Genomic DNA, 12,403 nt, shown 5'->3' on the forward strand with positions numbered 1-12,403 from the left:
CTCGTGTTCCGTACGACGGGAGCTACTTGATCCACTCCGACCAGGACATGTTCCAGCCGTTGAGGCCGTTGTCCGGCTGGATCGTCTTGTCCTGCGAGTTCTTCACGACCACGACGTCGCCGATGAGCGAGTTGGTGAAGAACCAGGCCGCCGGGACCGTCTTGCTCCAGGCACCACGCACATCCTGGAGACCGATGCAGCCGTGGCTGGTGTTGGTCGAACCGAAGACGCTGGAGGCGCCCCAGTAGTTGCCGTGGATGAAGGTGCCCGAGGTGGACAGGCGCATCGCGTGCGGCACGTCCTTGATGTCGTACTCGCCGCCGAAGCCGACGGTGTCACCGTTCATCCGGGTCACCTGGTGCTTCTCGCTGATGACCATCTGACCGTTGTACGTGGTGGTCGCCGGGGCACCCGCGGAGATCGGGATGTCCCTGATCTGCTTGCCGTCGCGGACGACCTTCATCCGGTGCGTGCTCGCGTCGACGGTGCTGACCTGGCTGCGGCCGATGGTGAAGGAGATCGTCTTGGCCTGCTTGCCGTAGACGCCCGGGCGCCCCTCGACGCCGTCGAGATTGAGCTTCACGGTCACCTTGGTGCCCGCGGCCCAGTACTCCTCGGGGCGGAAGTCGAGGCGGTCGTTGCCGAACCAGTGGCCCTCGATCGGTACGGAAGGCTCGGCCGTCACCTCGATGGCGTTCTCGACCGCGGCCGGGTCGGTGATACCACGGGTGAAGTGGATCGAGACGGGCATGCCGACGCCGACCGTGGAACCGTCCTCCGGGGTGTACTGCCCGATGAAGGTGTTCTGCGGGACCAGCGTCGTGAAGCTGGTGTCCTTCGCCGACTCACGGCCCTTCGTGTCCTCGGCGACCACGTGGACCTTGTACTTGGTCGCCGCGGCCAGATGCTGGTCCGGCGTCCAGCTCGTGCCGTCCGCCGCGATCTTTCCCTCGACCTCGGCGCCCTTGGGATCGGCGACCTTCACCGTGGTCAGCTTCCCCTGCTCGGCGGAGATCTTCAGTGCCCCGCTGGTGGCGACGGACTCCGCCCCGTCCTTCGGCGCAACGGTCACCACGGCCTGCGAGGCGGTGGTGTCGTCGGCCTTCGCCCCGCCCTTGCCGTCCTTGCCCGCGCCGCCGGCGCCATCTCCCGCGCCGCACGCCGTCCCCAGCAACAGCAGCGCACCCAGTACCAGAGCCCGCAGTCCGGTGGCCCCTCGCCCTCGTCGCCCGCTGTTCGCCCCGGCCGATGTCACCGATATCGGCTGCCCGTTCAATGTGCTCGTCTCCCCTCACACAGCCTGGCCCCGCCAAGGCCCTGGGAGCCCGCAGGCCCCCGCCCCCGCGCGTCGCACGCGCGCTCAGCGAAAGATAATCACACCGATCACGGGGAGAGGACCCCACGGATGTCACTGTTCAGTCCCAACTTGTCGCGGGACTTCGCCAGGTGGCACGGGGTAACGGCCTCCCACCCTGCGGGGCGCCCGGCATAGGTCTTGTGCACCCCGTTCACTTCGATGATTGCCATGGCTACGAGAATCGTGTCGCAGGGACCGGCGCGCCATCGTCCATCGCGCTCGAAGCGGCATCGGCCGATCGGTTGATACGGGGTACGACCACCGGGCTCCGGCACCGCCGGACGGCCGAAAAACCACATGAGCGATGTCAGTGGGGAACCGTAGGCTCGCTTGTGATGCCCGAAGAACATGCAGAGCCCAAGGAACGGTCCGCCGTACGCTCGCTGTTGCGGCTGTGGCCCTATGTGAAGCCGGTGCGCAATCGTCTGTTCGGCGCTGCACTGGTCGCGATGGTCGCCTCCTGCATCGGCCTGGTGATCCCTCTCGTACTGAAGTGGATCGTCGACGGCCCGGTCGCGGACCGTGATCCGGGGGGTGTCTGGCTGGGCGCGCTGTACCTGCTGTTGCTGGGTGTCGCCGAGGCCGTGCTCTTCGGGATACGGCGGTGGCTGGTGGCCCGGCCGCTGGCGGGGGTCGAAGCGGCGATGCGCGCCGACCTGTACCGGCATCTGCAGCGGCTGCCGGTGGCGTTCCACGATCGCTGGCCGTCGGGGCAGTTACTGTCGCGCGGGACCACGGACCTGATGCTGCTGCGCATGTTCCTGGCCTTTCCGCTGACGTTCCTGCTGGTCAACGGCACGACGATCCTGGTCGGTTTCATCATTCTGCTGATGCAGCAGTGGGCGCTGGGACTGGTGCTGCTCGCCCCGGTGGTGCCGTTGGTGATTCTCTGCGCGGTCTTCGAGACGAAGTACTCGGTCGTGGCGCGCAAGGCGCAGGACCAGGTCGGTGATCTGACGACGGTCGTCGAAGAGAGCGTGCTCGGCATCCGCATCATCAAGGGCTTCGGCCGGCACCGCAGCCAGGCCCTCGCGTTCCGTGCCCTCTCGCAGCGGCTTCGAAGCACGGAGCTGGGCAAGGCACGCCTCCTGGCCGGCATCTGGGCTGTCATCACGACGATCCCCGAGCTGGCCATCGGGGCGGCGCTGGTCCTCGGCACGGTCCAGGTAGCGGACGGCGGGCTATCGGCGGGCACCCTGGTCGCCTTCCTCTCCACGGCGCTCGCGCTGCGGTGGCCGATCGAGTCGATCGGCTTCCTGCTGGCGATGAGCCAGGAGTCGGCGACAGCGACCGAGCGGTTCTTCGAAGTGATGGATGTGGCCGAGGAGGAGGACACGGCTGCGGCCGGCGGCCGCGGACCGAAGGACACGGCCGGTCAGGGCGAAATGGTCTTCGAGGGCGTGGAGTTCAGCTACCCCGACGCGAAGCCCGGTTCCGTACCCGTACTGTCCCGGATCGATCTGCGCATCCGCCCGGGCGAGACGATGGCCCTGGTCGGGGCCACGGGTTCCGGGAAGACGACGCTCACCGCGCTCGTGCCGCGGCTGCACGAGGCGACCGCGGGGCGGATCACGCTGGACGGCAGGGACATCACCGCTATGCCTCGGGAGGAGCTGCGCGAGCTGGTGTCCGTGGCGTTCGAGGAGCCGACGCTCTTCTCGGCAAGTGTCGGGGAGAACGTGCTGATGGGCGCCGAAGGCGCCGGGGAGGAAGAGTTGCGGCGGGCGCTCGCGGTCGCGCAGGCCGACTTCGTGTACGACCTGCCCGAAGACATCGGCACCCAGGTCGGCGAGCAGGGGCTCAGTCTCTCCGGCGGACAGCGGCAGCGGCTCGCGCTGGCCCGCGCCGTGGTCGGCCGGCCCCGCTTCCTGGTGCTCGACGATCCGCTCTCCGCTCTGGATGTGCACACCGAGGCACTCGTGGAGGCCGCCCTGCGGCAGGTGCTCGAGGAGACGACGGCGATCGTCGTCGCGCACCGTCCGTCCACCGTGATGCTGGCCGATCGGGTGGCGCTGCTGTCGGAGGGCCGGATCGCCGCTGTCGGCACGCATCAGGAGCTGCTGCGCAGCAGCGCGGAGTACGCCTGGCTGATGGCGGGCGCCGGAAGCACACCGGAGGGGGCCCTTGCCGAGGACGCCTTCCCCGACCCGTCCGACGAGGACCGCCTTGTGCCGGACGTCCCTGCCGAGAAGGGCCGCACCCGATGACCAGTACGACGACCGGGCCCGCCGAACGGCGCGATGCGCGGAAGAAGCCCGAGGACCCGTCCCCTTCCGACGGTGCCGGGGATCAGTTCGACCGGGACGATCTGCCCACGCCCCGTGGTGCGACCCGCGCACTGCTGATGTCGCTGCTCCGGCCGCACCGGGGCCGGGTGCTGGTGTCCGCGCTGTTGCTGCTGATCCAGCAGGCGGCGGTGCAGGCGGGCCCGCTGCTCGTCGCGTACGCCATCGACAGCGGTGTGCCCGCTTTCCGGGACAAGGACTACGGGCCGCTGATCGCGGTGGCCGTCGGGTACACGCTGTGCTCGGCGGCCGCGGGCGGCATGCAGTACGCGTTCATCCGGGCCTCCGCCCGGATCAACCAGGACGTGCTGCTCGACCTGCGCGGGCGGATCTTCCGCCACGCGCAGGCGTTGAGTGTGGACTTCCATGAGCGCTATACCTCGGGCCGGCTGATCTCCCGTTCCACCACTGATGTGGAGTCGCTGCGGGAACTGCTCAGCGAGGGACTGCAGGAATTGATCGGCATCGTCCTGTCCTTCGTCTCCATCTCACTGGTGCTCCTCTGGCTGGACTTCAGTCTCGGCGCGGTCGCGGTGCTCTCCTTCGCACCCCTGTATCTGCTGGTACGGCTCTACCAGCGGCGGGCCGGAGTGCTCTACGCGGCGCGCTCGACGGCGATCGCCGCGGTCATCGTGAAGTTCGCCGAGTCGATGAACGGCATCCGCCCCGTCCAGGCCTTCCGCCGCGAGCGGATCAACGACAGGCACTTCGAGGACCTCAACAGCACACACGCGTGGAAGAACGGCGGCGCGATGCTGGAGATGGCGCGCTATGTCGTCGGCTCCCGGCTGGTCGCCAACACGGCGGTCGCCGGGATCGTGCTGTGGGGTGCGTACCGCGTGGCTTCGGGCACCCTGGCGCTCGGTGTGCTGGCCGCGGCCGTGCTCTATCTGCGCCGGCTGTACGACCCGATCGATCGGCTCGGTATGTTCCTCAACTCCTACCAGTCGGCCGCGGCTTCGCTGGAGAAGATCGCGGGCCTGCTCGTCCAGACCCCTTCCGTCCCCGAGCCGTCGAATCCGCGGGAGCTGCCCGCCCTCGCGGGTGAGCACCCGGGCCGCGAGGTCGTCTTCGACGCGGTGCGGTTCGCCTACCGGACGGGCGGCGAGGTGCTGCCCCGCTTCGATCTGACGGTCCCGGCCGGCCAGACCGTGGCCGTGGTCGGTTCGACGGGCGCGGGCAAGTCGACGCTCGCCAAGCTGCTGGCCCGTTTCTACGACCCGACCGACGGCCGGGTGCTGCTGGACGGAACCGATCTGCGGGATCTGGCCGTACCCGAGCTGCGACGGGGTGTGGTGATGGTGACCCAGGAGGCGTTCCTGTTCTCCGGGACGGTCGCCGAGAACATCGCGATCGGCAGGCCGGACGCGACCCGTGAGGAGATCGAGCAGGCCGCCAAGGCGATCGGCGCTCACGATTTCATCGCCGGACTGCCCGAGGGATACGACACGGACGTACGCAAGAGGGGCGGCCGGATCTCGGCCGGTCAGCGCCAGTTGGTCGCGTTCGCACGGGCCCTGCTCGCGAACCCGGCGGTGCTGATCCTCGACGAGGCGACGAGCTCCCTGGACATCCCCGGCGAACGAGCGGTGCAGCAGGCCATGGACACGGTGCTGCACGGCCGCACCGCGGTCGTGATCGCCCACCGTCTGTCGACCGTGGAGATCGCGGACCGGGTCCTGGTGATGGAGCACGGGCGGATCGTGGAGGACGGTGCCCCGGCCGAACTCATCGGCGGCACGGGCCGCTTCGCCGGGCTCCACCGGGCATGGCGGGAGAGCCTGGCGTGACGGGGAGGTTCTGGGCGCAGTCCGAATCGAATGTCGTCCATGACCGCCGCCGCCCTCGCTCTGGAGCGGCAACACTGAAAGAGCTCACTGTGCGTATTCACTCGAATGGGCCGCGTGAAGGGGCGGGGCCGTACGTGTGAGGGCCTCATGTAGGAGGGGGGCGCTCGCACCAGAAGCGCTCCAAAGGAGGCAATCATGGTTCGTCACTCGATACGTACGCTCCTGGTCGGCCTGTGCACAGTGGCCGCCGCGTCTCAGGCGGCTACGGCCGTGGCCCTTACCGTGTCGGACGATCAGCACAAGGTCACCTCCAACGCCGCCCAGGCCCTGCACCCGCAGACCCTTTCCGACCTGACCACTGCCATGAAGGACGAGGCGTACGCCTACGCCTTGTACAACCTCTTCGGCACTCAAGCCGACCGCGACGGCGACGCTGCCGTCGGACGGGTCTTCCCGACTACTGCGCAGACCGCGCTGAACGAGCACCTGCACGAGGCGGCCATGCTGGCCGGCGTGGTCGGCACGGACGCGGCCAACCTGCGTCAGGCCATTGACGGGGAGACGTACGAACACCAGGTCATGTACCGCGACTTCGCGAATCAGGCCCGGCAGGACGGGGACACGAAGGCCGCCGACCTGTTCACGGAGATCGCCGCGGACGAGGGCCGTCACCGCGATGCCTTCCGTACGGCACTCGATGTCGCGTCCTCCGGCCGTGGCACCATCCCGGCTCCACAGAAAGCCAACCCGGTCGCGGTACTCGCCGGGCTGCCGCAGGTGCGCGCCGCCCGCACGAAGGCCAACCTGGACACCGCAATGCACGGCGAGGCTCTGGCCTACGCCAAGTACATGCTGTTCGCGGAGAAGGCGAAGCAGAGCGGAAACCCCGCACTGGCCCGCCTGTGGGAAGGGACAGCCGCAATAGAACTCCACGAGCACTTCGCCGGCGAGGCCGTACTGGATGGGCTGGTGCGCAACACGAAGGAGAACCTGGACAAGGCCGTCACCGAGGAGCGCTCCGAGGCGACCGCCCTCTACCCCGGGTTTGCCAACCAGGCGAAGACCGTCGGTGACATCGCTGCCGACCGCTACTTCAACAACATCGCCGCCGACAAGACCGAACGCGCAGCCGCCTTCCAACAGGCACTCAACCAGCTCCGCTGACCCGCTGATCCCCTGACCAAGCCGCGAGACCGGCCGGACACGAGCAAGACCGTCCGGCCGGTCGACGCGCCACAGCCGCAGGGCCCACCGGCCGCCGCCGGCACAGCTGTTGCCGCCTCACCGTTCCCGACGAAGACCAGCGCGGCCTAGTGCCGCGGCAGGCAACGTTTGCCCGTCAAGGAGCGGCGTCCGGTGCGTGCTCTCGGCGTGCCGGCCGGAAGCCCTCGTACTGGACGTACTCGGGCTTTCGTCCGGTGCGGCGAGAGTGCGTGCCGGGCGTCGCGACGGGGCGAACGTTGCCTGCCGCGGCACTAGCAGCCAGACCCTCGCCTGCATCACTCGGCGCGCGCGATCGGGCCGGAGCTGGTCTGCTGATTCCGGGGGCCGTCCGCCCGTATCACGTATCCCGGAGAGATGAAGATGAGCGTCTATCGAGCCGCACAAGTCGCCGCCGCCGGCGGTCCGTTCGAGATCGTCGAGCGTGAGATGCCGCAGCCGGGCCCCTGCTACGTACGGGTGGCCGTGGATGCCTGCGGGATCTGCCACAGCGACGCCCTCTTCGTGAACGCTGCGCTTCCGGGCATACGGTTTCCGCTGGTCCCCGGGCATGAGATAGCCGGGCGGATCGAGGAGCTCGGTGAGGGAACGCCGAACACCTGGCAGTTGGGCGACCGCGTGGCGGTGGGCTGGTTCGGCGGCAGCTGCGGCCACTGCACACCCTGCAGGCAGGGCGACTTCGTCGTGTGCCGGAACCTGAAGGTCCCCGGATGGGCGTACGACGGGGGCTATGCCGAGACGGTGATCGCGCCGGCGGACGCCCTGGCCCGGATCCCCGACGCGCTGGTGGCGACCGATGCGGCACCCATGGGCTGCGCGGGAGTGACCACGTACAACGGGCTGCGGCGCAGCTCCGCCCGGCCGGGTGACCTGGTCGCCGTGCTCGGCATCGGCGGGCTCGGCCACCTGGGGGTGCAGTACGCCGCCGCGATGGGCTTCGAGACCGTCGCCATCGCCCGCGGAGCCGCCAAGGCCGACTTCGCCAAGGAGCTCGGCGCGCATCACTACATCGACAGCACGGCGGACACCTCCGTCGCGGACGCGCTGCAGGCCCTCGGCGGCGCCAGAGCCGTCCTGGCCACGGCCGCCAACTCCGGGGCCATCACGGCGACCGCGGATGGGCTCGCGCCCCGCGGCGAGCTGGTGGTCATCGGCGCGGACCCCGATCCGCTGGGGATCAGCCCGACTCAGCTGCTCATGAACGGCAAGGTCGTCCGGGGCCACCCGTCAGGCACCGCGCAGGACGTGGAGGACACCCTGGCGTTCAGCGCCCTGCACGGGATCCGCCCAATGACCGAGACCGTGCCGCTGGACGGGGCCACCGAGGCGTACCGGAAGATGATGTCCGGCGCCGCCCGCTTCCGGATGGTTCTCACCACCGGCTGACGCACCCGGCCCCGCACAAGGGCGGCGGGGCGATGGCGGCTCGCGGGAAGCGTGCGTGCCAGGGCGTGGCCGCCCGATCAGAGGCCACCCGACAGCCTCTGAGCCCTGCGGCGCGGAGAGCCGCAGTATCGCTCCGGAATTCGCGGCAATCGTTTTTTCCGCACGAGCGCACAGATCACACCAAGATCGAAATTTCGCCCCTGGCGCACTCGTTCGTCCCGCGCTTCACTCCTGGTTCATGAAGCGACAGATCACGTCCATGCTCGCCGGACTGGTGCTGGCCGCCGGATCGGTGCTCGGCGCGAGCCCGGCGGCCGCGGCCGAGCCGGTTCCCGCGGAGTTCGGCACCGACTGGCACGACCCGCTGACCGCGGCGCCGGCCATCGAGAAGCCCGACACCCGATCCTGCGAAGTCAGCATCGCGGAAACGCAGTTTCGCGATTTCACGCCGTACAGGGGAAGTTACGCCCCACCCAAGGAGTGCGGAGACCGCTGGAGCAAGGTGGTACTGCGCCTCGACGGAAAGGTGAAGGGCCGTCAGTACGACCGGCTCGGCTACCTCCGCATGGGCGGCGTCGAGGTGTTCCGTACGTCCACGCCCGAGCCCTCCGCCGACGGAATCACCTGGTCGGTGGAGAAGGACGTCACCCGCTACAGCGACACACTGCGCCGCGAGCAGCCCGTCGAAATGCTCATCGGCAATGTGGTCAACGAGACATACACCGGCGTCATCGACGTCAAGGTCACGCTGACCTTCTATGCCGCGAAGGGCAGTACGAAGGCTGCCGAGACGCCCGACAAGGTGCTCCCGCTGGAGGGCGCCACGCTGACCACGCCGCGTAACTCCGAGCGCATCGTCGCCGAGGTGTACACGACCGGATCCGGCGGCGGCTGCGAGGAGTATTGGTACCTGACCGTGCCGGACCCCGCGCCCCACTCGTGCAAGGCCAACAAGGGTCCGTATCGCGAGGTGCAGGTCAAGGTCGACGGCCAACTCGCGGGAATCGCGGCGCCGTTCCCGAATGTGTGGACCGGCGGCTGGTCCAACCCCTTCCTGTGGTACGTCCTTCCGGCGCCGCGCGCCTTCGACGTGAAGCCGATCGAGTACGACCTGACGCCGTTCGCCGGCATCCTCAACGACGGGCGCGAGCACCGCGTCGAGGTGTCGGTCGTGGGCCTGCCCGAGGGGCAGAGCGGCTGGAGCACGCCCACGAACGTCCTTGTCTGGCAGGACGAGGGCAGCGAGCACGTCACCGGGGCGCTCACGAAGCACGATCGGAGTGATCTTTCCAACTCGACGACGTTCACGCCCGGTTCACTGAACCGGCTCGACACCAAGGCCGGCCACCGGCTCACCGTCGCCGGCTATGTGAACACCTCGCACGGGCGCATCGAGACCACCATCTCGCGCACCCTCGCCAATACCTCGGTCCACCACTGGACGGAGGGCGAGAACACCGACGGGCTCACGTCACGCTGGGACGACGACGAGACGGTGACCGTGGACGGCCGCGGCCCGGCGCGGGTCGCGCACACCCATCGCGTCTACACCATGGACGGCGAGACCACGATCGGCACGGACAACCGGCTGCGCACCGTCCTTACGCTCGGGGACCGCGCGGACACCTCGGTCGTACGCGCCGGCAAGCGCCTCTCCTGGTCGCGGCTCGACGACACGTACACCGGCGACGCCACCTGGACGCTGGATGTCCCGCGTGAGCAGCGCCATGCCGTCGGCACGTCGAGCGAGCGCTACCGGCTGGACGGGTCGGAGGGCTACTACGACCGCACACTGCGGACCGAGCAGGGCGTCCTGACGGAGGACCGTACGGGCTGAGACCACGCGGGGCCCGGCTGTGCGTGCCGGGCCCCGCGCTCTCCAACGGGGCTGTCCGACACGGAGACCGACGGTAAGAAATGAGCCACTGTCGATGCCATCTCGGCCAGTGGTGGAACCACTCGTTCCTCAACTCGCTTTTTGAACAGATCAGTTCGAGCTCGACCTGGAGTCGCTCTTCGAATTCGGGCTGCGGCGGACTTGGGGCGGCGTCGCGGTGACGATCGGCGAAACGTCCGCTTAACGAACATGACCTTTCCGGCAACGAACGAGTTCCGGCCAACTTGTTGACGCGGTCCTGACAGAACCGTCCTCCGGCTGACACTCTTCACCCCGTTCCGCGCACTTCTCGTTCTTCCCCGTCGGCTCACCCTGCCGCCGGTACCCCCCTCGCAGAAGGAGTCCGCGTGAGATCCACGCCCAACAGTCGTGCCACCGCGACCGGCGCTCTCATAGCCGCAGCAGCCCTCCTCGCCGTCGGAGTCCAGACCGGTACGGCCACTGCCACTCCCAGCAGCGCCACCGCAGCGGCGTCGGCGACCGCCGGCGCCGACCACGGCGCCCTGGCCAAGCAGCTCACCCCGTCCAAGCGCGCCGAGCTGATCCGCGCGGCCGACGCGACCAAGGCGGCCACGGCCAAGGAGCTCGGTCTCGGCTCGCAGGAAAAGCTCGTCGTCAGGGACGTCATCCAGGACAACGACGGCACCACGCACACGCGTTACGAGCGCACCTTCGCCGGGCTTCCGGTGCTCGGTGGCGACCTGATCGTCCAGGAGTCCAAGGCCGGGGCGACCGAGAGCGTCACCAAGGCGTCCAAGGTCACCAGCAGCCGGCTGAAGGCCGTTGACACGACGGCCGACGTCGCGCCCGCCGCTGCCGAGAAGCAGGCGCTCGGGCTCGCCAAGGCCGACGGCTCCAAGAGGACCGAGGCCGACCGGGCACCCCGCAAGGTGGTCTGGATGGCGCAGGGCGAGCCGCAGCTCGCCTACGAGACCGTCGTCGGCGGCCTCCAGGAGGACGGCACCCCGAACCAGCTGCACGTCATCACCGACGCCACCACCGGCGCGAAGCTGTACGAGTGGCAGGCCATCGAGAAGGGCACCGGGAACACCGAGTACAGCGGCCAGGTCACCCTCGGCACCTCGGGGTCGTACAACCTGACCGACACGGGCCGCGGCAACCACAAGACGAACAACCTGAACCACGGCACGTCCGGCAGCGGAACGCTCTTCTCCGGCTCCGACGACGTCTGGGGCGACGGCACACCGCAGAACGCCGAAACGGCGGCCGCGGACGCGCACTACGGCGCGGCCGAGACCTGGGACTACTACAAGAACGTGCAGGGCCGCACCGGTATCCGGGGCGACGGCGTCGGTGCGTACTCCCGCGTCCACTACGGCAACAACTACGTGAACGCCTTCTGGGACGACAGCTGCTTCTGCATGACGTACGGCGACGGCAGCGGCAACGCGAACCCGCTGACCTCCCTCGACGTGGCCGCGCACGAGATGACGCACGGTGTCACCTCCGCCACCGCCAACCTGGTGTACAGCGGTGAGTCCGGTGGCCTCAACGAAGCGACCAGCGACATCTTCGCCACCGCGGTCGAGTTCTACGCCAACAACGCCACCGACAAGGGCGACTACCTCATCGGTGAGAAGATCGACATCAACGGCGACGGCACCCCGCTGCGCTACCAGGACAAGCCGAGCAAGGACGGCGCGTCCAAGGACTCGTGGTACTCGGGCATCGGCAACATCGACGTCCACTACTCCTCGGGCCCGGCGAACCACTTCTTCTACCTGCTCTCCGAGGGCAGCGGCGCCAAGGTCATCGACGGCGTCTCGTACGACTCCCCGACCTCCGACGGTCTGCCGGTGACCGGCATCGGCCGCGACAAGGCCGCCCTGATCTGGTTCAAGGCGCTCACCACCAAGTTCACCTCCACGACGAACTACGCGGCGGCCCGCACCGGCACCCTCGCCGTAGCCGGTGAGCTGTACGGCACGACCAGCGCCGAGTACAAGTCCGTCGCCGACGCCTGGGCCGGCATCAACGTCGGCTCGCGCCCCGGTGGCGGCGACCCCGGCGGCAAGGTCTTCGAGAACACCACCCCCGTCGCCATCCCGGACGGCCGCTCGTCCGTCACCAGCTCGGTCAATGTCACCGGCCTCACGGGCAACGCGCCCAGCACCCTCCAGGTCGGCGTGGACATCACCCACACCTGGCGCGGTGACCTGGTCATCGACCTCGTCGCCCCGGACGGCACGGCCTACCGGCTGAAGAACTCCTCGCTCTCCGACTCCGCGGACAACGTCCAGACGACCTACACGGTCAACGCCTCGTCCGAGGTGGCCAACGGCACCTGGAAGCTGAAGGTCCAGGACGTCTACTCGGGTGACAAGGGCACCATCAACAGCTTCAAGCTGACCTTCTGAACCCGGAGCCGGGCCTGACCCGGCCGAGCCGCCCGGGAGGAGCGCACGCTTCTCCCGGGCGGTTTCCTGTGTGCGGAAGGTCCGGCACC

8 protein-coding genes are annotated in these 12,403 nt (G+C 68.9%); 6 read left to right on the forward strand and 2 right to left on the reverse strand.

What is annotated here, in order from left to right:
- Positions 1–22: 22 nt before the first annotated feature.
- Both ABT115_RS19805 and ABT115_RS19810 read right to left on the reverse strand, forming a co-directional pair.
- Positions 23–1,276 (reverse strand): L,D-transpeptidase, encoded by a 1,254-nt coding sequence (locus ABT115_RS19805; RefSeq protein ID WP_351791280.1) that lies wholly within the window; start codon positions 1,274–1,276, stop codon positions 23–25.
- 107 nt (positions 1,277–1,383) lie between these two features.
- Entirely contained in the window at positions 1,384–1,527 is a 144-nt protein-coding gene (locus tag ABT115_RS19810) for a hypothetical protein (protein ID WP_351791282.1), read from the reverse strand.
- Between the two features lie 165 nt (positions 1,528–1,692).
- Here ABT115_RS19810 and ABT115_RS19815 point away from each other — a divergent pair, with 165 nt between their 5' ends.
- The 6 genes from ABT115_RS19815 to ABT115_RS19840 all read left to right on the forward strand — a co-directional run bounded on the left by ABT115_RS19815 (position 1,693) and on the right by ABT115_RS19840 (position 12,314).
- Positions 1,693–3,564: an ABC transporter ATP-binding protein gene (locus ABT115_RS19815; RefSeq protein ID WP_351791285.1), complete on the forward strand. Its 1,872-nt coding sequence runs from the start codon at positions 1,693–1,695 to the stop codon at positions 3,562–3,564.
- A complete protein-coding gene (locus tag ABT115_RS19820; RefSeq protein ID WP_351791288.1) occupies positions 3,561–5,432 on the forward strand; it encodes an ABC transporter ATP-binding protein in 1,872 nt (623 codons plus the stop codon). The genes ABT115_RS19815 and ABT115_RS19820 overlap by 4 nt, the downstream gene beginning before the upstream one ends.
- Positions 5,433–5,627: 195 nt before the next feature.
- Positions 5,628–6,596, forward strand: coding sequence for a ferritin family protein (locus ABT115_RS19825; RefSeq protein ID WP_351791291.1), 969 nt, complete (start codon positions 5,628–5,630; stop codon positions 6,594–6,596).
- Positions 6,597–7,016: 420 nt separating this feature from the next.
- Positions 7,017–8,039 (forward strand): alcohol dehydrogenase, encoded by a 1,023-nt coding sequence (locus ABT115_RS19830; RefSeq protein WP_351791293.1) that lies wholly within the window; start codon positions 7,017–7,019, stop codon positions 8,037–8,039.
- 238 nt (positions 8,040–8,277) lie between these two features.
- Positions 8,278–9,876 (forward strand): peptide-N4-asparagine amidase, encoded by a 1,599-nt coding sequence (locus tag ABT115_RS19835; RefSeq protein ID WP_351791296.1) that lies wholly within the window; start codon positions 8,278–8,280, stop codon positions 9,874–9,876.
- A 407-nt stretch (positions 9,877–10,283) separates the two neighbouring features.
- Positions 10,284–12,314 (forward strand): M4 family metallopeptidase, encoded by a 2,031-nt coding sequence (locus tag ABT115_RS19840; RefSeq protein WP_351791298.1) that lies wholly within the window; start codon positions 10,284–10,286, stop codon positions 12,312–12,314.
- Positions 12,315–12,403 lie beyond the last annotated feature (89 nt).

Source organism: Streptomyces sp. NPDC001832 (assembly GCF_040297265.1).
Lineage (GTDB): Bacteria > Actinomycetota > Actinomycetes > Streptomycetales > Streptomycetaceae > Streptomyces.

Bases quoted from the DNA above. Each gene is read 5' to 3' on its own strand.
- ABT115_RS19830 (WP_351791293.1), top strand. From the start codon at position 7,017: ATGAGCGTCTATCGAGCCGCACAAGTCGCCGCCGCCGGCGGTCCGTTC.
- ABT115_RS19835 (WP_351791296.1), top strand. From the start codon at position 8,278: ATGAAGCGACAGATCACGTCCATGCTCGCCGGACTGGTGCTGGCCGCC.
- ABT115_RS19810 (WP_351791282.1), bottom strand. From the start codon at position 1,527: ATGGCAATCATCGAAGTGAACGGGGTGCACAAGACCTATGCCGGGCGC.
- ABT115_RS19820 (WP_351791288.1), top strand. From the start codon at position 3,561: ATGACCAGTACGACGACCGGGCCCGCCGAACGGCGCGATGCGCGGAAG.
- ABT115_RS19815 (WP_351791285.1), top strand. From the start codon at position 1,693: ATGCCCGAAGAACATGCAGAGCCCAAGGAACGGTCCGCCGTACGCTCG.
- ABT115_RS19825 (WP_351791291.1), top strand. From the start codon at position 5,628: ATGGTTCGTCACTCGATACGTACGCTCCTGGTCGGCCTGTGCACAGTG.